The following is a 23630-nucleotide window of genomic DNA, read 5'->3' as shown; positions in this document are numbered from 1 at the left end:
TGATATAATTATTTTAAATTAACAATTTTAAAATAAGAAAGAGCAAAGGGAATTTTCTTAGTAATTATATTTATATATTTGGAGTAGAATATGGGGAAGAAAAGCGTTACCAATGACAATTTTTCGAACTAATTTTATCAACTTTTTATTTATAGTAATTCATTCAGTGATTTGGAAGATGATAAGTCACCAATAATTACAAATCATAAAAAAAGAAGAAAAACAAATAATATAAAAAAAGAAATTCCATCCAGTAGAATTCAAAATATCTTTGCAGATGAAAGTTATAAAAATAAAGAAGTAAATAAGAGTTCAAAATCTAGAACAATGTTTTCTGTATTAAGCGGCATATTTATTTTTTGTTTGGTTGTTGTATTCGTATTTAGTATGATAATGAATATTGAAATACCTGGAACAGAATCTAAAAAAATTGATCTAGATAGTATAAAATTACAAGATGGAGTAAAAAAAATCGCAGATAATGAATCAGAAAAACCGTTAACTGATGTCTTTAGTCCGGTTTCAGAAAATGAAAAACAAACAACAGATTTTTATGTTAATCAAAAGGGAAAAAACTTTATTTTGTCTAATGGTTATGAACTTGAAACAAAAAACTTAACTGAACTTGGTAAATCTGAAACAATTAATGTTGAACCTTTTGATGGTAGCTATGGAGCACGAAATATTTTTTCTCAGCATACTCTGATAATGGATTAAATGATATATATCTTGGTTATACCTCCTATTTAAATAATAATATTGTTGACAGTTATGAAATACAAAATGGTGAAAACGCAAAACTTTATAAAATATTTCCAGCAGAAAAGTTTAATGGGTATGAAGTAGCATGCATTTATATTATGGATATACAAGATAATTATTCGATAAATCATATTAATAAAATTTATCGACTTACCAATGGATCTGAATTTTATATAGATTGCTCATTTATGTTTGATAGTGATGTGGAATCAGAAACTAATGAGGAAGGTAGCTTGTATGAATTTGATATGAAAAATTTTGACCATGTTAAAGAAGTTATTGATAGCCAATTTAACTTTAAAGAAACAAATTAATAAAAAATAATATTGTTAGATCAAACGTAGCATGTTTTAAAGGGCTAAAAGTTTTTGATGTAATTTAATGACTTGGGGAGCGAATTTTATGACTTATAAAAAGAATAATGAAGCAAGTAATGATGATTTTGCAAAGGAATTTGATGAAATTTTTGGCTTTAGCAGTGAAGATTTAAAAAGAGTGCCGCCTAAACGAGAATTAGAACATAATAATGGTAAGATTAACGAAAAAAGTAAAAGAAAGTTTGTTAATCAAAGAAAAGACAAAAATTTTAAGAACTATACTTTTTCAAAATCTGTATCAAAAGTAAATAATAGAACTATATATATATTTATTTTTGTAATCATTATTGCTATTTTAATATTTAATAAACAGAATTCTTCGAAGAAGCCCATTGGAAGATTTAATGAGAATATCTCAGAAACTACAGGAAATAAGAAAGGCATGAACAATTCTTCTGATGAAAAAAGCTTTGAAAGAATCGAAAAAGTAGATACTGAAAGAGCAGTGAAGGAGGGACAAGTTCTAGTTGTCGGGGAGAAGAAATTTTTTCCTTTGAATGGTGTATTATCTAAGCCAACAAAAGAAGCAAGCAAAACTGATAATTTTTATGTTTTTCAAGAGGGGAAAACATTTAATTTTTCAAATGGATTTCAGTTGAACGTGATAGGATATAACAGATTAAGTATGAAATCAGAACCGACTATTGTACCCCCTGTAACTGATTATGATAACTATGCAAATTTTTTATCATATGATTTTGATTTGAAAAATGAAGAATTTAGAATGAGAACCATTATGGTTGACGGAATAATGAGTAATGATATTTTAAAATCATATTACTTTCAGAATTATGGTAATGAATTACAAATTTACAAAACTTTTGATGTAGAAAAACATGAAGACTATGAGGCAGTTTATATATATAGACAAAAAATATCTGAATATGGTGACGCTAATTATATAGATAAGGTTTATTGTTTTAATGACGGTAGTGGAATTTCATTAAGTTCAAGTCTCTATGATTCTGATGGTTCACATAGTAAAAATGAAAAAATAATAGATGTTTATTCCCTAGACAAACAAAAAGAAATTTTTGCAAAAAGTTTTGAACTTATAAAATCCAATGCAAATAAATGAGTATCAGTATGCTGGGAAAGTATAGTGTTTCAAATTAACGTTAGAAACATATAAAATTTACAAGATTAAACTATCAGGAGCATAACTTCTGATAGTTTTGTTGAAAATACAAAATAAATACACAATATTGTATAATTTATTTTAAAATATATTTTTTTAAAAAATATTATTAAATATGGTATGAAGTATAAAAAGTTGATTATTATACGTAGGTATATATATATAAGAAATATACTCAAATAATACTGAATATAAGACTCAATATCTTTTGAATACATAGTTGATAAAAAATATATAGATTAATATGGAGTGCTATGGAGTGTTATTATAAGGAAATTAAGGATGGAATTGCTTTATGAGAAATGAATTTAGTTAAATTAATCGCTCGGTACTTTTAAAGTAGTTGAAAAAGAGGTGGATGAAATGCTGAAGTTTGAAAAAAACAATAATCAGAAAGTGTATTTATGACTAATAAAAAGAATAATGAAGCAAGTAATGATGATTTTTCAAAAGAATTCGATGAAATTTTTGGCTTTGATGAATTTAAGGAAGATGGAAAATATAATTCAACAACCAGTGAAATCCAAGAAAATGTAGTAAAGAAGCCTATTAATGTCGAAAATAAAACATATGGTGAAAAAGAAATAAACTTTCATGTAAATGATAAGAAAAAAAATAATAGAAATCAAAAAAAAAGAATAAATTCAGATACAATTAATAAAACTTGGCATATGGATCAATTGAGAGTGAAAGTATTAATAACAGTTATACTAATATTTTTAATAGCATGCAGCATTATAAAATTGAATATCAATAAACCACTACTTACTTTCGACAGAACTCGAAACTTAGAAATAGGTGTGCATTATGTGAAAAAAAATGAAGAGGTTAATCCATTAGCGGATATATTTTCCACGTCAACTGAAGAAACAAGTAAAGAAAATAATTTTTATGTCACTCAAGAGGGAACGCATTTCATTTTTTCTAATGGTTATCAATTAACTTTAAAAAATTTTGTAACAATGGAGTTAACTGAAGAATCTGTTTTTGTATCACCATCAAATAGCTATGGTGACGCTAAAACATTTTTAAAATCCAATTTTGAAGACAACGATAATTATGTATCTGTTTGGGGATCATTGACAAATAACATTATAGAGCAGTTTAAAATTTATGGATTATATTCATCCACTGATGAAGCAACATACTATAAATCTTCAGACGTTGAAAAAAAAGCTGATTATGAGTTAGTAAGAATATATTCAAAAACAATGCACACGGATGGTTATGTGAAATATGAAGTTTATGACATTTATAGGTTTAATGGTGGTTATGGTATTATAATTGAAATGACTGATTCAACTGACAATAAAGGTTATAAGGTTGGAGATAAGATATCAATTGAAACTGACGTCATGGATAAATTGGTGGAAAAAGCTGATGAAAATATTGAAATCAAAAAAGTAGACATTAGTAACCAGAATCAAACTGATTCCTCTAACAAAAATCAATAAATGAGAAATTAAAAACTATAATAAATCTATTTTTGGTATATACCAATTGACTTTAAAATCTAAAGTAGTAGAATATAGGTAACGATAAGAAATATGGAGGATATATAATGACAACATATATTAAAGCAGATAAATTTTTCTACCCGTTTGAAACAAAAGTAGGTGGATACTTAGAAATTAAAGATGGAAAATTTGGGAACCATGTAAGTGATATTCCAGCTGATGCAGAAGTCGTAGACTATTCTGGTCATACTATTGCTCCAGGTCTTGTGGATACTCATATTCACGGCTTTGCAGGCGTTGATGTCATGGATAATGATATCGATGGAGTACTTACTAAAATGAGCGAGGGGCTTCTTGCAACTGGTGTTACAAGTTTCCTTCCAACAACTTTAACTGGTAACCATGAGTTGTTAAAAGAGGTTTCTAAAGGATTAGGTGATAATTATAAGGAAGCTAAAGGAGCTAAAATTCAAGGTATTTACTTTGAAGGACCTTATTTTACAGAGGAATACAAAGGAGCTCAAAACCCTATTTACTTCTCTAATCCAAGTGTTGATGAATTTCATGAATGGCAAGAAGCTGCTGGTGGGCTAATTAAGAAGATTGCACTTGCACCAGAACGTGATGGTGTTGAAGAGTTTGTAAATACTGTGACTGATGAAGGTGTTGTTGTGGCTTTAGGCCATTCAAATGGTACTCTTGAAGAAGCAACTAAGGCTGTTCAAGCTGGAGCTAGTGTCTGGGTACATGCATACAATGGTATGCGAGGCTTAACTCACCGTGAAGTTGGTATGGTTGGTTCAATGTTTGAGCTTCCTCATACTTATGCTGAACTTATTTGCGATGGTCACCATGTTCATCCAAAAGCCTGTGATATTTTAATTAAACAAAAAGGTCATGACCATGTGGCTATGATTACTGACTGTATGCGAGCAGGTGGACAACCCGATGGTGATTACATGCTTGGTGAATTTCCAGTAATTGTTGAAAATGGAACCGCTAGACTTAAAGATGGTGGAAATCTTGCTGGTAGTATTTTAAGACTTAAAGATGGTATCAAAAATGTAGTTGAATGGGGACTTGCAAGTCCTGAAGAAGCTGTAATGATGGCAAGTCTTATCCCTGCAATTTCATGTAAGATTGACGATAAATGTGGAAAAATTAAAGCAGGACGAGATGCTGACTTTATCGTTTTAGATAATGACTTAGAACTTGTTTCTACTTGGGTAGATGGTGTTAAGCGTTTCGAAAAATAAAAATTTTTCAATCACATGCTTACAATAAAATAAGAAGCATATATATTACCAATTATATTGTTTATAATGTGTAATTTATCGTTTCTTAAACTTGTTATCAATACGATATTAACGATCTTAATTAAGGTCGTTTTTTGTCATATTTTATTAGTGATATAAGACAAATAATTTGATAAAATGACAGTGTAAATGATATAATTATTTCAAAGGTCAAATTTGGTCAAGGAATAAAAAACCAAATTCCTTTATAACGAAAACTTTGCTAAGTAGGTTGATTTAGATATAATTAAAAACCTATTTTGAATAGTAAAAAAGGAGATTCATATGCTTTGTCAAAATTGTGGTAAAAATGAAGCGACAATTCACTTATATACAAATGTGAACGGTCAAAAACAACAAACAGATCTCTGCCAAAAGTGTTATCAAGAAATGAAGATGGGTGGTCGAGATAACTTGTTTGGTCAAGCAACTGAACCAACTAAAAATATAAATAGTGATGATAATAATCGTCAATATAATCCATTCGAGGATTTATTTGGCACATTAAATCGTGATTTTGCAAGTGGATTTGGGTCAGTTCCTCCAACACAAACAGGGGGAAGAAATCCAGGTGGAAACGGTAATGGACCAAAGAAACCAAAAAGTGCAAAACCAACTTTATTAGATGAATTTGGTATCAATATTACTGAACTTGCACGCCGTGGAGAAATTGATCCTGTAATCGGTCGTGATGAAGAAATTACTCGTGTAATTGAAATATTAAATCGTAGAACAAAAAATAATCCAGTTTTAATCGGAGAGCCTGGGGTTGGTAAAACCGCGGTTGTTGAAGGTTTAGCCCAAAAAATTGTTGAAGATGATGTTCCGCAAAAATTACAAAATAAAGAAGTTATCCGACTTGATGTTGTTAGTCTAGTTCAAGGTACAGGAGTACGTGGTCAATTTGAGGAACGTATGCAAAAACTTCTGGAAGAAATCAAAGAACGTGATGATGTAGTTCTCTTTATTGATGAAATCCATGAGATTGTTGGCGCAGGTTCAACAGGTGATGGGAGTATGGATGCTGGTAATATTTTGAAACCGGCTCTTGCGCGTGGTGAACTTCAAATGATTGGGGCTACTACGCTTAACGAATATCGTATTATTGAAAAAGATGCGGCACTTGAAAGACGTATGCAACCAGTTCGAGTTGACGAGCCTAGCATTGATGAAACAATAGTTATTCTCAAAGGTATACAAAGTAGATATGAAGATTATCATCATGTAAAATATACAGATGAAGCCATTAGACAGGCAGCACTTCTATCAAATCGTTACATTCAAGATAGATTCTTGCCAGATAAGGCCATCGACCTTCTGGATGAAGCCGGTTCTAAGATGAATTTAACTCTTCGTTTCCTTAACCCAGAAGATATTGCACGAAGAATTGAAGATGCAGAAGCTGAAAAAAATGATGCCATGATGATGGAAGATTTTGAAAAAGCAGCTTACTATAGGGATCAAATTTCTAAATTGAAGGTTCTGCAAAAAGAAAGTACTGTAGAAGTTGATACTCCAATAATTTCTGAAAAAGAAATTGAGCAGATTATTGAACAAAAAACAAATATTCCAGTTGGAGATTTGAAAGAAAAGGAACAAGCTCAGCTCGTAAATCTCGCTGATGACTTAAAAGCCCATGTTATCGGTCAAGATAATGCCGTAGATAAGATTTCTAAGGCAATTCGTCGTAATCGAATTGGACTAGGAAGTGATAGTCGTCCGATTGGTAGTTTCATGTTTGTTGGTCCTACTGGGGTTGGTAAAACTGAACTAGCTAAGCAGCTAGCTAAGGAACTTTTTGGCTCAGAGGATAGTATGATTCGCTTTGACATGAGTGAATATATGGAAAAACATAGTGTGGCTAAATTAATCGGTGCTCCTCCAGGATATGTGGGATATGAAGAAGCCGGTCAACTTTCTGAAAAAGTTCGACGTAATCCATATTCATTAATTCTGCTAGATGAAATCGAAAAAGCTCACCCTGATGTTATGCATATGTTCTTGCAGATTCTTGATGATGGTCGCCTAACCGATGCTCAAGGTAGAACAATTAGTTTCAAGGATGCTATAATTATCATGACTTCAAATGCTGGTACTGGCAAGGTTGAAGCAAGTGTTGGTTTTGGTGCAGCACGTGAAGGACGTACAAATTCAGTTCTTGGACAATTAGGTGATTTCTTCTCACCTGAGTTCATGAATAGATTTGATGGTATCATTGAGTTTAGTGCACTAAGTAAGGATGATTTACTCCATATAGTTGATTTGATGCTTAAAGATGTTAATAATCAATTATCTAAGAATGAGATTCATCTAGATGTTACAGATTCTGCTAAGGAAAAATTAGTTGATTTGGGCTATGATCCAGCAATGGGTGCACGTCCGTTACGCCGCACAATCCAAGATAACATTGAAGATGGAGTTGCTGACTTTTATCTTGAAAATCCTGAAAATAAAAATCTTGTTGCTGATACAAATAAGGCAGGGGATATCGTTATTAGGAAAAAAAGAGGAAGAAAAAAAGCTGCTACAAAAAAAGTGGAAGCTAAAGCAGAAATAAGTGAATAAATAATATGAAAATGGTGTAGAATGACTGCATCATTTTTATATTATTAGAATGAAAGCGCTTGACTTATTTAATTATATTTGATAAAATACAATCAAATAAAGGATTGTTACTGAGTTACAGGCAAAACCTAAAAAATTTCATCTTTTTTCGATGCATATTTTTTAGGTTTTTTCTATGGAGAATGAAATGATTATAGAAAAAATATTAAATAATAATGTTCTCCTGACTTCTACAGAAACAGGTCAAGAACTAGTCTGTATGGGCAAAGGGCTGGCATTTCAAAAGAAAGTTGGTCAGGAAGTTGAAGTTAGTAAAGTTGAGAAGGAATTTGTTTTAAAAGACAACAAACTGAGTAATCAGTTTCAAGATTTATTGGCAGATATACCAATAGAAGAATTCGATTTAGTGAAAAAACTTATTGATATTGCGGAATTTGAACTAGATAAAGAATTATCTTTGAACATTTATTTTACTTTAATGGACCATATACATTATGCTCTTGAAAGAGTTGAGAACAATATTGAAATTCCAAATCTTCTTTCGTTTGAAATAAAGAAGTTTTATAGTAAAGAATATCAGATTGCTAAAAAGTTGGTTAGTATAATCGAAAAGGAATTTAATGTTTCGTTTACATCTGATGAAGCAGGATTTATAGCATTGCATTTAGTTAATAGTCAGCAAAAAAATGGAGATATGATTATTACAATGGAAGCAACAAAATTATTGAGAGATATTCTTAAACTTATTAATAATTTTGTAGGGATAAAAATTAATGAAGAATCTTTGAAATATCAAAGACTTGTCACTCATTTACAATTTTTTGTATATAGATATCTAGAAGGACAAGAGAACCAAGTTACTGATGAGGATGAATTTCTTTATGGTATTGTTAGTAAGAAGTATAAAGAAGCATTTGATTGTGTCGAGTTCATTGATGAATTCTTAAAAAGTACCAATCGTCCTGGCATGGATAAAAGTGAAAAAACATATTTGGCAATGCACATAAATAGAATAATAAATTGATAAAATACAATAGAAAGGATTGTTACTTTTAGTAGGCAAAACCTAGATTGTCAAGAGGACGTTTTACGCACTTTTAACAATCTAGGTTTTTAATTTAAAAAGGAGAAAAAATGGGAAAATATAGTGAGTTGGCTAAACAGATTGTTAAAGGTGTTGGTGGCGATGAAAATATTATAAGTCTAGTGCATTGTGCAACTAGACTAAGATTCAAACTAAAAGATGATTCAATTGCAAATACAAAAGAATTAAATGAAAATCCTGGTGTAATTCAAGTTGTTAAGAGTGCGGGACAATATCAAGTTGTCATAGGTAGTCATGTTGGTGATGTATATAAAGAGATAATGGAAATAACTAATTTAGAAGGAAGTAATAAATCAGATGAAAAAGATAATTTGGGAATATTTGCTAAATTAGTAGATACAATTTCAAGTATCTTTACACCATTTCTTGGAGCTATGGCAGGAGCAGGAGTATTAAAGGGACTATTAATTTTATTTGTTTCACTGGGCTGGCTTTCAGTTGAAAGTGGAACATATACTATATTATTTACGGCAGCTGATGGTATTTTTACATTTTTACCAGTATTTTTAGCTTATACGGCTGCTAAAAAGTTCAATGCTAATACATTTATTGCAGTTGCAATAGCTGCAGCTTTACTTCATCCAAGTATAAGTGCTGCATTAGCGAGTGGTAATGGACTGAAATTTCTAGGAATACCTGTAATATTAGGTGTAGGAGGTTATGCTTCATCTGTTGTTCCGATTATTTTATCAATCTGGGTACAGAGTAAGGTTGAGCCTTTCTTAAAAAATGTAATTCCTTCAGTATTACAAATGGTATTTATTCCATTTTTAACTTTGTTGATCATGGTTCCGCTAACATTTGTAGTAATTGGACCACTAGGTACAATAATTGGTGATTACTTGGGTAAAGGATTTAATGGTCTATATGGATTTAGTCCACTGTTAGCGGGTATAATAATTGGTGGTTTTTGGCAAGTAATGGTTATGTTTGGTATCCATTGGGGCTTTATTCCGATTGCAATGATTAGTCTTCAAATGCAAGGTTATGAAGTGCTAGCGCCACTTGCCCTTCCAAGCGTGATTGCTCAAGGTGGAGCAGCTCTTGCAGTAGCATTTATTACAAGAAACAAAGAGTTCAGGGCTTTGAGTATTTCAACAGCTGTCCCTGTATTTTTTGGAATCACAGAACCAGTTGTATATGGTGTAAACCTACCATTGAAAAAACCATTTATCGCATCTTGTATTTCTGGTGCTGTAGGTGGAGGCATTATCGGTTTCTTTGGAGTAAAGAATTTTACTAATGGATTAATAAGTCTTCTTTCAATCCCGGGTATGATAAGTACAGATCCAAGCCTTAAATCTAATGTTCCAGCGGTGATTGCAGCAGTAATAATTGCGTTTGTTCTTGCCTTTATTTTAACTTATGTGCTTTGTTTCAAAGACCAAGAAGTTATTAAGGATAAGAAAGATGCTAACACTGCTATTCTTGTAGAAGGAGAACTTGTAAGTCCCATGGATGGAGAAGTTATAGAGCTTTCTCAAATTGAAGATCCTGTATTTTCTTCAGGAGTAATGGGAAATGGATTAGCTATTAAGCCTATTGCTGGAGAGGTTTATTCACCGGCTGAAGCTACAGTAATAACAGTATTTCCAACTGGACATGCTATCGGTCTTAAAACAGATGAGGGAGCTGAGATACTTATTCATATTGGTATGAATACTGTTGAACTTGATGGTGAAGGCTTCCATCCAATGGTTAGACAAGGTGACAAGGTTAAACAAGGTGATTTACTAATTAATTTTGATTTAGAACTTTTAAATGAGAAAGGTTATTCAGCAATTACACCTGTGATTATAACAAATACTACTAATTATAGAGAAGTTATTCCTACAAGCGAAAAAGAAATAAGAGTAGGACAAAGTGTTATCAAAATAGTATACTAAAAATAGAGAAAAGGAGAATTTAGCATGGCATTTAGAAAAGATTTTTTATGGGGTGGCGCAACAGCAGCCAACCAATGTGAAGGTGGTTATAATCTTGATGGAAGAGGGCTCGCAAATGTTGATTTAGCACCCCTTGGTGAAAAACGTATGGGAGTAATCACAGGTCAAGATAAAATGTTTGAGTTTGTTGATGGAGAAATCTATCCTGCAAAGGAAGCAATTGATATGTACCATCATTATGAAGAAGATATATCATTATTTGCTGAAATGGGATTTAAAACTTATCGTATGTCAATTGCTTGGAGCAGAATTTTCCCACGCGGTGATGAATCAGAACCAAATGAGGCTGGTCTTGAATTTTATGAAAAGATTTTTAAAGAATGTAAAAAATACGGAATTGAACCACTAGTAACAATTACTCACTTTGATTGTCCAATGTATCTGGTAGAAAAATATGGTGCTTGGAGAAGTCGTGAATTAGTTGGATTTTATGAAAATTTATGTAATGTTATTTTTAATCGTTATAAAGGTTTAGTAAAATATTGGCTTACATTTAATGAAATTAATATGATTTTACATGCACCCTTCATGGGAGCTGGTTTGTATTTTGCCCCAGAGGATAATCAAGATCAAGTTAAATATCAGGCAGCACATCATGAGCTAGTGGCATCAGCTATTGCAACAAAGATTGCCCATGAAGTGGATCCTGAGATGAAGGTAGGTTGTATGCTTGCGGCAGGTGCTTACTACCCTTACTCTCCAAAACCAGAGGATGTCTTTGAGTCAAGACAGAAGGACCGCGAAAGCTACTTCTTTATCGATGTTCAGTCAAGAGGGGAATACCCTGCTTATGCTCTTAAGGAACTTGAGCGAAAAGGTATTGAAATCAAGATGGAAGATGGCGATCTTGAGCTTCTTCGAGAAAACACTGTTGATTTTGTGTCATTCTCTTACTACTCATCTAGGGTTGCTACTACAGACGAAGAGCTCTTAGCCAAGACTGAAGGTAATATTTTTGCTTCGGTTGCTAATCCATATCTGAAAGCTAGCGAGTGGGGGTGGCAGATTGACCCTATGGGACTCCGTATTACCTTAAATGATATCTACGATCGTTACCAAAAACCATTGTTCATCGTAGAAAATGGGTTAGGTGCAAAAGATACACCTAACGAAAATGGCTATGTGGTCGACGACTATCGAATTGACTATCTCAGCCAACATATTCAAGCTATGAAAGATGCTGTTGAATTAGATGGAGTTGATCTTATGGGATATACAACATGGGGATGTATAGACCTTGTATCTGCTGGAACAGGTCAAATGTCTAAACGTTACGGATTCATCTATGTTGATAAAGATGATGAAGGAAACGGAACACTAAAACGCAGCAAGAAAAAATCTTTCGACTGGTATAAAAAAGTCATTGCTACAAACGGTGAGGACTTGACTAATAACTGATAAATCAATCAGTAGTGAAAAATTGAATAAAGAAAAGGAAGTAAACATTGTTTAATTTAGTGGTGTATACTTCCTTTTAAGTATTATTTAAAATTAAATTATCAAAAATGAGTCAGCATCTTCTTTTTCTTAGATATTAAATATTTTAATAAAAATAAATTATTACATCTTGTAATAATTGTAATATTGTGGTAATCTATATTTATAAAAAAACTATAGGAGAAAATTAATGAACAAGAAAAGAGTTGCAGTTTTAACAATGAGTCTGTTAGCAATCGTATCTTTAGCAGCATGTGGAGGACATAAGACAGATTCTAGTAAAACTAAAGAAAGTAAAATATCATCAACATCTAAGGAAAAATCGTCTGAAGGGTCATCATCTGAAGGGTCTTCAAATGAATCTACTGAATCTCAAAATGCTAGTCAAGTTGAATCTGATCAAGAGGGAAATGCTTCTGGAGATACTGGATCAAAAGCTACTCAAGATGATGTTACAGAAGCTAAATCGAATGAAGGAATGACAGAGGAACAGGCTGAAACAGCAGCACAAAACTATGCAACTCACATGTCTAGTTATAGAGTTGGTCAAAACGGACAAGTTGTAGAAGGTCCAACAATTGATACAAATGGTTATAAAAGCAATCTACTTGCTTATGGAACTCCATTCCCAACAGGTATGTGGCCAGAGAAAGCTGGTCCAGCTTATGGATTAGGAGGAACTGTGGGACCAAAACCAGATGATATGAGTCAAGAAGAATATGATCGCAGATTAAAAGAGATGAATGAAAAAATGAGACAAGCAATGATGGACAAGATGAGTTCAAAAGGTACACCAGAATATGATCAGGCTCTACTAACAAATTTTAGTGGACAATATCCAGATAATCTTTATGCAAACGCAAAATAGTTTCAAAAAAGAGAACTTTAGGAAACTAAAGTTCTCTTTTTGTTATTTGTCTTTGGATACATCTCCAATGTCTATCCCTGCGCCAAATGCTTGTGACGATATAGGTTTGGTGGTTTTCAAAGTATTCATAGGTTAATATGAAGGTCTTCTTGCTTATTCTTTCTGGGTTGAACTGAGAGATTCCAATTTGCTGAGGTTTTTTCTCAATTAATCTTTGGCTCTTATCAAGTATTATGCCGTCAGATTGTATTTCTTTAAAGGTTCTGTCAAGAAGTTTATCAAGCTCAAAACCATTTAAGATTTTTTCTTCCATAGCAAGTAAATCAAGGGCTATGTAGCTGTCTCTTTCTTCTTCTTCAAGATACGATGGTTCAACATGAACATCGACGTCAAATACTTCAAATTGAGTCTTGAGTATATTTTCAATCTCTTCGGTTGCTTGGTGACTTTCGAAAACTGACATATCAGGACTCATATCGACAACGACGTCTAGAAAGACGTTACTTCCATATGTACGACCACGGATATTCTTGATTTCTTCTATTTCTCTTATTCCTGTGAGGGCTTTTTTATATTCTTCGATTTTTTCTTCATCAAAGCCATCTGACAAGCTAAAGGCACTTTCTGAGAAGATATCATAGGCTGTTTTGAAGATGAAAATCGTGATCACAACGGCCATAAGGCGGTCAATCCAAGTAAGATTGAAGGATGCAGCTACGATAGCAATAGATGTAGCAATTGATGTTACCGCATCACTTAGGTTATCTTTTGCAGCACTCATGAGTCCAGGGGATTTAACTTTTTGAGCAAGTCCAGCATTATAGCGATAAATTCCGAACATGATTATTGCTGAGAATATACCTACTATGGCACCCACAGGATCAACTGCGGTTTTTTCGTTATTAATAATGTCAATAATCGTCTGGCGCAAAACAACAAAACCAACAGCGAACATAATGAAACTAGTAATTAAACTAGCAACACTTTCAACCTTCCAATGACCATAGGCATGATCATCATCTGCAGGACGTCTTGCCATACGTATTCCAGCAAGAACGGCTATATTTCCTATAATGTCCGTGATGTTGTTAAACCCATCAGCTCGTAAACTTTCAGAGTTTGTGACGTTTGCGACAGCAATCTTAATAATTGAGAGAACTACATAGGCTACGATGCTAATTAGAGCACCACGTTCAGCCATTTTGAGCTCTTTAATTCTAGAATTGTTCATCTCTCCATTTTATCACAAAAAATTTAATACACAAGAAAAATGTGCACTTAATATTTTTTAGGTTAACTTAAAAATTTTTATAACTTAATTGCTTCTATAATTGTATAAAATTGCTCTTTCCAAATCCAGAACCTTTTAATTGACTTTTAAGTTCAGAGGAGTAAAATCTATTTGTTAGTTAAAAAATAGATGAACTAAATACTTTAAGGAAAGGAAGCATATGTCAAAAGAAAGCCAAGATCTGTTTAGGATATTTATGAAGATTATCAGAAAACCTAATGTTGCCAAAGCGGTACATGGTATCAATGATGGTAGACGAATAAGGCAAGATGGTAGTCAACGTGGAGCGCGTGGTTTGTTGTTCTTTTTAAATGATAAATCAAATGGTCTAACGAACTCAGAGATTGCTGAAACTTTAGATATTAAGCCTTCAAGTGTAACTGCAATGGTTAAGCAGCTTGAACAAGAAGATTTAATTTTTCGAGTCAGTGATGAACAAGATAAAAGAATAAATAGAATATATATTTCAGATGAAGGAAGAAAAATGGTATCTGAGAGAATCAATATCATGGACACTGCTTCAGAAGAATTATTTTCATCCTTAACAATAGAGGAACAAAGTGAATTGCTCAGATTGCTAAAAAAACTTGATGCAGCAAATGCTGATGGTTCAAATGAGTTTTTCTCAATGTGTAAGAGTAGTATCTTTGGTGCTCCCTTGCAAAAAGATGAAAAATAATGTTATTTAGGTCTAAAGGTAGTGGACATTTTTGATTTGAAAATGTACAATAGTAAAGCTGCTCTCTTGAAGAGGTAATCAAAAGAGTGTTATTTATTTAAAAAATGAAAAGGAGAAAAGAATGCTTTTCCAGTTTATTAAAAAGTATAAGTGGTATGCACTTGCTTCTCTTGTAATGATTGGTTTGGTAGTAGCTTCAAGCTTGCTGCAACCTCAATATTTACAAGATGTATTAACAGCTGTAATGCAAGACGACAAAAACAAAATCAAAGAAGTTGGTGTTTGGCTAGTCGGAATTGCAGTTATGGGTCTAGTTGCAGGTCTTATTAATACTATTCTTGCTGCTAAGATTGCACAAGGAGTATCTGCTGATATTCGTGAAGCAACCTTCAAAAAAATTCAACAGTTCTCATATGCAAATGTAGAGGAATTCAATGCTGGTAACTTGGTAGTTCGTATGACAAATGACGTTAACCAAGTTCAAAACCTGACAATGATGATATTCCAAGTATTACTACGTGTTCCTATTTTATTTGTCGGGTCATTTATCCTTGCTGTAAGAACTCTACCAAAACTATGGTGGTTAATTGTTCTTCTCGTAGTGTTAATCGTAGTAATCACTGGTCTTGCAATGTCTAAAATGGGACCACATTTCTCAGCTTTCCAAAAATTATTAGATAGATCTAATACGATTGCTAAAGAAAATCTTCGTGGTGCTCGTGTAGTTAAATCTTTTGTTCAAGAGAAATCTCAGGAAGAAAAATTTGATACTGTAAGTGATGAGCTACTTGGTCATAACTTGGCTGTTGGTAATTTATTCTCAACAATGATTCCAGCATTTACTTTGGTCAGCCAACTTACAATTTTCGGAGCTATATATTTAGTTTCAACATTTATCGTTGATGATCCAACAGCATTAGGTGGTGTTGCTTCATTTATGACTTACATGGGACAAATCATGTTTGCTATCATCATGGGTGGTATGATGTCTATGATGGCAAGTCGTGCATTTATTTCACTTCGTCGTATTAAAGAAGTTCTTGATGCAGAACCTGCTATGCAATTTAAAGATGTTCCAGATGTAGAACTTAATGGTTCAATCAAATTTGATGATGTAACATTTGTTTATCCAAATGATGATAAACCTACTCTTAAAAATGTGACATTTGAAATCAAACCTGGTCAAATGGTTGGTATCGTAGGAGCCACTGGTTCAGGTAAAACTACTTTAGCACAATTAATACCAAGACTTTTTGATCCAACAGAAGGTATGGTTGAAGTGGGAGGACGCGATTTACGTGATTTAAGTCGTGGTACACTTAAGAAAAACATTTCTATTGTTCTCCAAAAAGCTATCCTTTTCTCAGGTACAGTTGCTGATAACCTTAAACAGGGGAAACCGGATGCTAATTTGGACGACTTGAAACATGCAAGTGAAATCTCTCAAGCTAAGGAATTCATTGAGAAGATGCCTGATAACTATAATTCAGAAGTTGAAGAACGTGGTGCAAACTTCTCTGGTGGTCAAAAACAACGTATGAGTATTGCGCGTGGTGTTATTAAGGATCCTAAAGTTTTAATTCTTGACGATTCAACATCAGCTCTTGATGCTAAGAGTGAAAAACTAGTTCAACAAGCTTTGAATGAAGATCTTAAAGATACAACTAAGGTTATTATTGCCCAAAAGATTTCTTCTGTTGTCCATGCTGACACTATTCTTGTTTTGGATGAAGGTAGATTAATTGGACAAGGTACTCATAAAGAGTTGATTCAAAATAATGATGTTTATCGTGAAATTTACGAAACTCAGAAAGGAAGTGATGAATAATGGGAGAATATAGAAAAGCTATAAAATTCTTTTGGCAATATTTTAAGAAATATAAACTTTCATTTATTGTTATTATCCTAGCTATAATCGCTTCTACATATTTACAAGTTAAGGCTCCTGTCTTTCTTGGTCAAGCACTTACTAGCTTAGGTGAATGGTTGGGAGAATATATGAAAGCTAAAGGAGTTGCTGATGCAACTGGTGCAGCTTTTGTTAGTCCAAGTAAGCAACCTTTCTATGATGTAATGGTTAAGTTATTCTTAGCTTATGTCTTTACTACAGTAGCAAACTTAATTTACTCACTACTATTCAATAGAGTAGTAAGTTATTCAACAAATGAAATGCGTAAAGGCTTATTTGGTAAACTAGAACGTTTAACAATTTCATTCTTTGACCGTCATAAAGATGGTGACATCTTGAGTCGTTTTACAAGTGACTTAGATAATATTCAAAACTCACTTAACCAATCTGTATCACAAGTTGCAACAAACTTTGCTCTATTTATTGGTTTACTAATTATGATGTTCCGTCAAAATGTGAGTCTTGCATGGCTTACAATTGCTTCAACACCAGTAGCCATCATCCTTGCAATATTTGTAATCCGTCAAGCTAAAAAATATACTGACATTCAACAAAATGAGGTTGGTAAATTAAATGCTTATATGGATGAAACAATTTCAGGTCAAAAAGCTATCATTGTTGAAGGTCTTCAAGATGATGTAGTTAAAGGTTTTGAAGTACATAACGAAAACGTTAAAGGTGCTACATTTAAAGCTCGTGTATTTGGTGGTATGCTATTCCCAATGATGAATGGTATCAGCTTGATTAATACTGCGGTAGTAATCTTTGTTGGTTCAACAATTGCACTTAATGATTCATCTTTATCACGTGCAGCAGCTCTTGGTTTAGTAGTAACATTTGTTCAATATTCACAACAATATTACCAACCAATCATGCAAATTTCTTCAAGCTTTACAGAACTTCAAATGGCAATTACTGGTGCTCGTCGTTTACAAGAGATGTTTGACGAACCTGATGAAATTCGTCCTGATAATGGAGTTAAATTTGAAGAAATTAAATCTGGTGTAGCTATCAAAGATATTGATTTCTCATACACACCAGGAAAACAAATCTTAAAAGATGTTTCAATTGATGTTAATAAAGGTCAAATGGTTGCCCTTGTAGGACCAACAGGTTCTGGTAAGACAACAATCATGAACCTTATGAATCGTTTCTATGATGTAGATTCTGGCTCAATTAAATTTGATGGAACTGACATTCGTGAAATGGATCTTGATAGTCTACGTTCAAATGTTGGTATTGTACTTCAAGATTCAGTATTATTCTCAGGTACAATCCGTGATAACATTAAATTTGGTAAACCAGATGCTACTGATGAAGAAGTAATCACAGCAGCTAAGACTACTCATATTCATGACTTCATTGATAGTCTTCCTGATAAATACGATACTATTGTTGATGATGAACAAAACATCTTCTCAACAGGTCAAAAACAACTTATTTCAATTGCTCGTACCATCCTTACAAATCCTGAATTATTAATTCTTGATGAAGCAACAAGTAACGTAGATACAGTAACTGAGAGTAAGATTCAACAAGCTATGGAAGCAGCAATTGCTGGACGTACAAGTTTCGTAATTGCCCACAGACTTAAAACAATCCTTAATGCAGATAAAATCGTCGTATTACGTGACGGTCAAGTTATTGAAGAAGGAAGCCATAAAGAACTCCTTAGCCAAAAAGGATTCTATGCAGAACTTTATCATAACCAATTTGTATTTGAATAAAACCATCGAAGTTAGTAAGGAGCTATCAGTAGGATAGCGAACACTTACGGAGAAGGTTCTCCGAATCACTTGCGACTTATACTTGTGAGCTTCTGCCCACTGTAGTATAATCGACATCGAAACAAAGTGTAGTGCCGATTTTACGACTGCATAAGGAGTAAAGAGGCTGCGATTAGAACTGTCAAATTTTATTTGACATAGTTCTATCGACAGCGAAATGGGTGTAACCCTTGTAGATAGTAAATTCGCTCCATCGAAGTTGCGACTAAAACTCGCAACTTTTTTGTTTATATTATTTATGACTTTGTAACAAACTGAGTTGGAAAGGAATCATCTGTAAAGATGATGAACTCCTGCCATTGAAACTCAAGAGTTTACTCTTGTAAGTTTCGTGGACAACGTAATGAAATGAAGTACGGAAAAGGTTCTCCGACGCCCTCGATGATTTTGTGAACGAATAGTGAGCAAAGAGTCGAAGCAAGTCGGTCATATCATCTAGAAAATTATTATATTTATAGATTTAAAAAAAGTTAGAAAACCTAATACTAAGGTGTCTAGCTCTTTTTTATTTGTAGTTATTTTATAAAAGGGGTGGAATTATAAATATAAACTATCCAATTTATTTGTTAAATATTCTTTCAGATTTTCTGTTGTATGGGAATATATTTTAAAGTGGTCTTGGAATTATCATAGCCAATTTGGTCCACTATCGGTTATACTATTTTCACAAGATTTATTCTGATTCTATACTTAAATTATTAATATTGAACTTAATTAAGTTTGCTTATGTTAATATTATAATATCTGAATAAAAATATAATTGGAGAAATAATGGACATTAAAAAAATAAAGGACTTTACTGAAGAGCATTACTTGGTTTTATTAAATGCTGATCCTGACAGAGATTTAGTTAATTCTTATCTTAAAAGAAGTGAAGCGTATGAGATGGTTATAGATAATAAAATGATTGGTTTGATTGTATTATTACCTACAAGGCCAGAGACTATTGAAATTGTGAATATTTCAGTTTCAGATTCTGAGCAAGGTAAGGGATACGGTAAGAAACTTTTAGAATATGCTATTAAATACTCTAAAGATGAAGGATACAAAACAATTGAAATAGGGACTGGAACAACAAGTTTTGGTCAACTTTATTTATATCAAAAGGTTGGTTTTAGATTATCTTATATTGATAAAGATTTTTTTATTAGACATTATAAAGAGGAAATTGAAGAAAATGGGCTTATTTTAAAGGATATGGTCAGACTCTCAATGGATATTTAAGTTGAAATTTCAAAAGAACACAATCGATACACATAAATTGGTATAGTTTAATTCTACATAATTGTAATGAAAGCGTTTTTTATTTATAATAAATTTAAGAGAATACGTATTATTAATAGGAGGCTTTATTGAATAAAATAACAAGTAGAATAAAAATAGGAAGTGTTGGTTTTTATGCAGCAAAAATAGGAATTGGTACAACTTTAGCAATTTTTATTGCTATGTTCATGAAATTAGAATATGCTAGTTCAGCAGGAATTATTACATTACTATCAATTGTACCAACTAAGATGGATACATGGAGGCTCTGTCTTGATCGAATAATTACTTTTATAGCTACTGTATTTCTAGCATGGGTTGCACTTTTTATAACTGATTATAATTGGATAGCTTTTGGTATTGTTTTAACCATTGTAACTTTTGGTCTTGCTATCAATAACTTACAGGCAACTTTGTCAGTAAATGCTGTATTCTTAACTCATATGATGTCAGCAAAGCAATTGACTTGGACATCGATTTGGAATGAATTTTGGTTACTGATTATTGGTATTGTAATTGCGATTATAATCAATCATGTTCAAGATTTTTCAGCTCAGAAAAAAAGATTGGATGCTGGAATACTAGATGTTGAGATTGAATTTAAAAGAATTTTTGCTAAATTGAAGAATTACCTATCAAGTGAAGATACTGATGAAATGCATGTATGGGATGATGTGATTGCACTAGAAGAAAAACTTACACCATACCAGACAATGGCTCATCAATATCAACAAAATCGCTTGCCTGTAAAAGATGATTTCTATGTAAATTATTTTGAGATGCGATTACAACAAGTTAATATTCTTCATAATCTTCATTATGAAATTAAAAAATTACGTAAAAACCCTCATGAGGCCCAAATTGTTGCTGATTATTTGGAAACAATACATACTTATTTTTCTGATAGAGAAGAACCAAAAATTCAACTTGAAAAACTCGGTCAATATTTACAACAATTAGAAAAAGAAGAACTTCCAAAAACTCATGATGAATTTGCTGCAAGAGCACGTATGTACCATATATTAATGGACTTAGAAGACTTCATTATTCTTAAGAAACGTTTTATAAAAAATAATAGAATTTAAGTTTGAAGCACCGACTTTATGAGTAGGTGCTTTTTACTTTGTAAAATTGTATAATGGTAGTAGATATTTAATATTAGAAGTAGAAGGTATTAGTTTTGAAAATTTTATATACAGGTGGTGGCTCTGCAGGTCACGTTACTTTAAATTTACAGTTAATTGAATTATATAGGGAAGCTGGTTGGGAGCAATATTATATTGGTTCTGAAAAAGGAATCGAAAGAGAGATGCTTGCCAAATATCCAGATGTCAAATATTATCCAATTTCAACTGGTAAATTAAGACGTTATTTTTCAATGGAGAACTTTACTGATGTCTTTAAAATCACAAAAGGTATTGGTCAGGCTCGAAAAATAATTAAAGAAGTAAAACCGGATTTCATTTTTTCCAAGGGCGGTTTCGTGTCAGTTCCTGTAGTTATTGGTGCTAAGATGAATAAGGTTCCAGTTGTTATTCATGAGTCAGATAAATCAATCGGTTTAGCCAACAAGATATCTTCGAAATTCGCAACAAAAATGTTGTCAACGTTTGATATAGCAGGACACGACGGAGTACAGAAGGTTGGAGCTGTTATCAACTCAAACTCAATTAAACCATTTGAACTGCCTAAAGATTTTGATGCAAGCAAGGAAACTCTACTATTTTGGGGTGGAAGTCTTGGAGCCAAAAACATCAATAATTTAGTAGCTGAAAACCTTGATAAATTACTTGAAAAATATAATATCATCCACCAGACTGGTAGTGTGGATAAATATGAAGCAAAACCGGGATACTACCCGTTTGAGTTTGTTGACGGTGGAATGCTTGGCATAATTGCAGCGTCGGACATAGTTATAGCGCGTGCTGGAAGCAACTCAATCTTTGAAATTCTCTACTCAAAGAAACCAAATATTTTAGTTCCCCTATCTCTTGCTTCAAGTCGAGGTGATCAAATCCAGAATGCCAACTACTTTAAGGAAAAAGGTTATTCAGAAGTTATAGATGATGAAGAATTTACCTATGATAATTTAGTAAAGAAGCTTGCAGTGCTTGAAAAAGAAAAAGACCAAATGATAAGCAAAATGGCAGAAACTGATGAAATAATTTCTATCAATGAATTTTATAATCTACTTAATACCCTATATTAAGCACACAAATACCTACCTTAGTGGGTATTTTTTTGATTACAGAAAAATAAATTTGGAAACAAAAAAAGCAAACCATAATTTCAATTAGCTTGAAAAATGTTTGCTTAAAGATTTAAAATTCTACAATTTTTGTACCATGAACATAGTTAGTACCAGTTTGATGGGCAAGTTCTTCGGCATTATTATAGGTTACCCCGCCACCAATGATAATATCAATTCGACCGTCAGCATATTCAACCATCTCTTTGATTTTATCAATATTTAATGGCTTATCTAATGGACCACCATGAGCTAAGATTTTTTCGACACCTTCATCGATTAAATAATCCATAGCAGGTTTCCAATCTTCAATTTCATCAAAAGCCATGTGGAAGGTAATTTGGAGCCCTTGGCTTGCAATTAGAAGAGTTTCCATAGTTTCTTTATCAATATTATTATCTTCAGTTAGAGCACCCATGACAAGAGCAGTTGCCCCAGCTTCAGCTGCCTTCAAGACATCTTCTTCCATAATTTTAACTTCAGTACTGTTGTATACAAAGTTACCACCACGGGGACGAATGATAACTGCTAGAGGAATATTATCGTCCTTTGTATAGCTTGCAGCTTCTTTAATTACCCCATAACTAGGAGTAGTACCACCAACAGCTAAATTATCGCAAAGTTCAATACGTGTAGCTCCCGCTAGAATTGCTTTTGGGATATCAGTAAAATTCTCAGCACAAAATTCTTTGATAATCATTATTATTTACCTCATTTATTCTATTCAAAAATTTATCATACAATATTTTTATGGACTTGTAAAAGGTATTAGTTTATTAATATTTTACATCAAAATATATCATTATTTTTTCTTGTGTTATAATTTACTTATAAATTTAAGGAGTTAGTCTATGAAAAAATTAGTTAATAAAATTGAGACAATAGGAAATAAATATCCAAATTTAACAACGGCAGCATTAGTTATACTTATTTTAATTTTACTTGCAATAGTAAACCGTATAATTAAAAATATTTTTGAACTTTTTATTAATATGGATGCTAAGTATCTGGGGTTTTGGGGTGCTATTATTGGTTCGATAATAGGTGTTCTTGGAGTATACTTAGTGACGAGTCACCAGTTAAAAAAATTAAAAGATTCCAATCGCCCAATACTAGTTGTTAATTCTTCTAAAAATATTATTTTAGAAGAAGGTAAGAAGTTAGATAAAATCTTTACTTTAATAAATGGAGGAGAAAGTCCTATCTTTAATCTTTCAGCTTGTTTGAAAATTAGTTTTGATCAATCAAGTGATTATCAAGAAGAGAAGGAATTCATGATAACTTTACCATACAAAGAACATTCTTTTGGAATAAGCGACACCTTAGTAGATAAAATACAAGAATTCAATAAGCGAGACTTATTAATATCGTTAATATGCAAGTATGAAGATAAAAATGGAAAGATCTATAGTCAAGAATATAAATTTACTTTTGCTAATGTTACTAATAACTCTGAAGATCAAGTAATTTATAATATTGAAAGATGTTAGGAAGTTATTTCAA

Annotated in this window: 19 protein-coding genes; 17 read left to right on the top strand and 2 right to left on the bottom strand. The window is 32.4% G+C overall.

Annotated elements, in window-relative coordinates; all coding sequences use genetic code 11:
- The first annotated feature begins 171 nt into the window (after nucleotides 1-171).
- From BG261_RS10440 to BG261_RS10395, 10 genes are all read left to right on the top strand, one after another.
- Nucleotides 172-717 (top strand): hypothetical protein, encoded by a 546-nt coding sequence (locus tag BG261_RS10440; RefSeq protein ID WP_070793268.1) that lies wholly within the window; start codon nucleotides 172-174, stop codon nucleotides 715-717.
- A gap of 143 nt (nucleotides 718-860) precedes the next feature.
- Complete coding sequence (locus BG261_RS10435; RefSeq protein WP_070793267.1) at nucleotides 861-1076, top strand: hypothetical protein; 216 nt, start codon at nucleotides 861-863, stop codon at nucleotides 1074-1076.
- Nucleotides 1077-1164: 88 nt separating this feature from the next.
- Nucleotides 1165-2217 carry a hypothetical protein gene (locus BG261_RS10430; protein ID WP_070793266.1) on the top strand — a complete coding sequence of 351 codons (1053 nt, stop codon included), beginning with the start codon at nucleotides 1165-1167 and terminating at the stop codon, nucleotides 2215-2217.
- Between the two features lie 464 nt (nucleotides 2218-2681).
- The gene (locus BG261_RS10425) at nucleotides 2682-3731 is read left to right on the top strand and encodes a hypothetical protein (protein WP_070793265.1); all 1050 of its coding nucleotides are present in this window, start codon (nucleotides 2682-2684) and stop codon (nucleotides 3729-3731) included.
- A 107-nt stretch (nucleotides 3732-3838) separates the two neighbouring features.
- Nucleotides 3839-4990, top strand: coding sequence for an N-acetylglucosamine-6-phosphate deacetylase (gene nagA, locus BG261_RS10420; protein ID WP_070793264.1), 1152 nt, complete (start codon nucleotides 3839-3841; stop codon nucleotides 4988-4990).
- 324 nt (nucleotides 4991-5314) lie between these two features.
- On the top strand, nucleotides 5315-7594 hold the full coding sequence (locus BG261_RS10415; RefSeq protein WP_070793263.1) for an ATP-dependent Clp protease ATP-binding subunit: 2280 nt from the start codon (nucleotides 5315-5317) through the stop codon (nucleotides 7592-7594).
- A gap of 187 nt (nucleotides 7595-7781) precedes the next feature.
- Nucleotides 7782-8618 (top strand): BglG family transcription antiterminator LicT, encoded by an 837-nt coding sequence (gene licT / locus BG261_RS10410; protein ID WP_070793262.1) that lies wholly within the window; start codon nucleotides 7782-7784, stop codon nucleotides 8616-8618.
- 110 nt (nucleotides 8619-8728) lie between these two features.
- On the top strand, nucleotides 8729-10585 hold the full coding sequence (locus BG261_RS10405) for a beta-glucoside-specific PTS transporter subunit IIABC (RefSeq protein WP_070793261.1): 1857 nt from the start codon (nucleotides 8729-8731) through the stop codon (nucleotides 10583-10585).
- A 24-nt stretch (nucleotides 10586-10609) separates the two neighbouring features.
- The gene (locus BG261_RS10400) at nucleotides 10610-12043 is read left to right on the top strand and encodes a 6-phospho-beta-glucosidase (RefSeq protein ID WP_070793260.1); all 1434 of its coding nucleotides are present in this window, start codon (nucleotides 10610-10612) and stop codon (nucleotides 12041-12043) included.
- 229 nt (nucleotides 12044-12272) lie between these two features.
- Nucleotides 12273-12950 carry a hypothetical protein gene (locus tag BG261_RS10395; RefSeq protein WP_070793259.1) on the top strand — a complete coding sequence of 226 codons (678 nt, stop codon included), beginning with the start codon at nucleotides 12273-12275 and terminating at the stop codon, nucleotides 12948-12950.
- A gap of 25 nt (nucleotides 12951-12975) precedes the next feature.
- Here BG261_RS10395 and BG261_RS10390 read toward each other — a convergent pair whose 3' ends face one another.
- Nucleotides 12976-14181: a cation diffusion facilitator family transporter gene (locus BG261_RS10390; RefSeq protein ID WP_070793258.1), complete on the bottom strand. Its 1206-nt coding sequence runs from the start codon at nucleotides 14179-14181 to the stop codon at nucleotides 12976-12978.
- A 220-nt stretch (nucleotides 14182-14401) separates the two neighbouring features.
- Between BG261_RS10390 and BG261_RS10385 the strand changes: the two genes are divergently transcribed.
- The 6 genes from BG261_RS10385 (at nucleotide 14402) to murG (ending at nucleotide 22088) form a co-directional block, all read left to right on the top strand.
- Complete coding sequence (locus BG261_RS10385) at nucleotides 14402-14920, top strand: MarR family winged helix-turn-helix transcriptional regulator (protein ID WP_070793257.1); 519 nt, start codon at nucleotides 14402-14404, stop codon at nucleotides 14918-14920.
- Between the two features lie 121 nt (nucleotides 14921-15041).
- Nucleotides 15042-16748 carry an ABC transporter ATP-binding protein gene (locus tag BG261_RS10380; protein WP_070793256.1) on the top strand — a complete coding sequence of 569 codons (1707 nt, stop codon included), beginning with the start codon at nucleotides 15042-15044 and terminating at the stop codon, nucleotides 16746-16748.
- Nucleotides 16748-18556 carry an ABC transporter ATP-binding protein gene (locus BG261_RS10375; protein ID WP_070793255.1) on the top strand — a complete coding sequence of 603 codons (1809 nt, stop codon included), beginning with the start codon at nucleotides 16748-16750 and terminating at the stop codon, nucleotides 18554-18556. The genes BG261_RS10380 and BG261_RS10375 overlap by 1 nt, the downstream gene beginning before the upstream one ends.
- Nucleotides 18557-19387: 831 nt before the next feature.
- Nucleotides 19388-19840, top strand: coding sequence for a GNAT family N-acetyltransferase (locus BG261_RS10370; protein ID WP_070793254.1), 453 nt, complete (start codon nucleotides 19388-19390; stop codon nucleotides 19838-19840).
- Between the two features lie 128 nt (nucleotides 19841-19968).
- Nucleotides 19969-20964, top strand: a complete 996-nt coding sequence (locus BG261_RS10365; RefSeq protein WP_070793253.1) for an aromatic acid exporter family protein — start codon at nucleotides 19969-19971, stop codon at nucleotides 20962-20964.
- Between the two features lie 95 nt (nucleotides 20965-21059).
- Nucleotides 21060-22088 carry an undecaprenyldiphospho-muramoylpentapeptide beta-N-acetylglucosaminyltransferase gene (gene murG / locus BG261_RS10360; RefSeq protein ID WP_070793252.1) on the top strand — a complete coding sequence of 343 codons (1029 nt, stop codon included), beginning with the start codon at nucleotides 21060-21062 and terminating at the stop codon, nucleotides 22086-22088.
- Nucleotides 22089-22200: 112 nt separating this feature from the next.
- Here murG and BG261_RS10355 read toward each other — a convergent pair whose 3' ends face one another.
- Complete coding sequence (locus tag BG261_RS10355) at nucleotides 22201-22827, bottom strand: copper homeostasis protein CutC (RefSeq protein WP_070793251.1); 627 nt, start codon at nucleotides 22825-22827, stop codon at nucleotides 22201-22203.
- A gap of 151 nt (nucleotides 22828-22978) precedes the next feature.
- On the opposite strand from BG261_RS10355, the gene BG261_RS10350 reads away from it, so the two are divergent.
- The gene (locus BG261_RS10350; RefSeq protein WP_070793250.1) at nucleotides 22979-23617 is read left to right on the top strand and encodes a hypothetical protein; all 639 of its coding nucleotides are present in this window, start codon (nucleotides 22979-22981) and stop codon (nucleotides 23615-23617) included.
- Nucleotides 23618-23630 lie beyond the last annotated feature (13 nt).

The organism is Floricoccus tropicus (assembly GCF_001832905.1).
In the GTDB taxonomy this organism is placed as follows: Bacteria; Bacillota; Bacilli; order Lactobacillales; family Streptococcaceae; genus Floricoccus; species Floricoccus tropicus.
Note: the sequence above shows the minus strand (reverse complement) of the source record. Positions and strands in the feature narration are given on the sequence as shown.

What these genes read in the sequence shown, in the direction of transcription:
- BG261_RS10435 (WP_070793267.1), top strand. Translation starts at nt 861, where the DNA reads ATGGATATACAAGATAATTATTCGATAAATCATATTAATAAAATTTAT.
- BG261_RS10430 (WP_070793266.1), top strand. Translation starts at nt 1,165, where the DNA reads ATGACTTATAAAAAGAATAATGAAGCAAGTAATGATGATTTTGCAAAG.
- BG261_RS10425 (WP_070793265.1), top strand. Translation starts at nt 2,682, where the DNA reads ATGACTAATAAAAAGAATAATGAAGCAAGTAATGATGATTTTTCAAAA.
- nagA (WP_070793264.1), top strand. Translation starts at nt 3,839, where the DNA reads ATGACAACATATATTAAAGCAGATAAATTTTTCTACCCGTTTGAAACA.
- BG261_RS10415 (WP_070793263.1), top strand. Translation starts at nt 5,315, where the DNA reads ATGCTTTGTCAAAATTGTGGTAAAAATGAAGCGACAATTCACTTATAT.
- licT (WP_070793262.1), top strand. Translation starts at nt 7,782, where the DNA reads ATGATTATAGAAAAAATATTAAATAATAATGTTCTCCTGACTTCTACA.
- BG261_RS10405 (WP_070793261.1), top strand. Translation starts at nt 8,729, where the DNA reads ATGGGAAAATATAGTGAGTTGGCTAAACAGATTGTTAAAGGTGTTGGT.
- BG261_RS10400 (WP_070793260.1), top strand. Translation starts at nt 10,610, where the DNA reads ATGGCATTTAGAAAAGATTTTTTATGGGGTGGCGCAACAGCAGCCAAC.
- BG261_RS10395 (WP_070793259.1), top strand. Translation starts at nt 12,273, where the DNA reads ATGAACAAGAAAAGAGTTGCAGTTTTAACAATGAGTCTGTTAGCAATC.
- BG261_RS10390 (WP_070793258.1), bottom strand. Translation starts at nt 14,181, where the DNA reads ATGAACAATTCTAGAATTAAAGAGCTCAAAATGGCTGAACGTGGTGCT.
- BG261_RS10385 (WP_070793257.1), top strand. Translation starts at nt 14,402, where the DNA reads ATGTCAAAAGAAAGCCAAGATCTGTTTAGGATATTTATGAAGATTATC.
- BG261_RS10380 (WP_070793256.1), top strand. Translation starts at nt 15,042, where the DNA reads ATGCTTTTCCAGTTTATTAAAAAGTATAAGTGGTATGCACTTGCTTCT.
- BG261_RS10375 (WP_070793255.1), top strand. Translation starts at nt 16,748, where the DNA reads ATGGGAGAATATAGAAAAGCTATAAAATTCTTTTGGCAATATTTTAAG.
- BG261_RS10370 (WP_070793254.1), top strand. Translation starts at nt 19,388, where the DNA reads ATGGACATTAAAAAAATAAAGGACTTTACTGAAGAGCATTACTTGGTT.
- BG261_RS10355 (WP_070793251.1), bottom strand. Translation starts at nt 22,827, where the DNA reads ATGATTATCAAAGAATTTTGTGCTGAGAATTTTACTGATATCCCAAAA.
- BG261_RS10350 (WP_070793250.1), top strand. Translation starts at nt 22,979, where the DNA reads ATGAAAAAATTAGTTAATAAAATTGAGACAATAGGAAATAAATATCCA.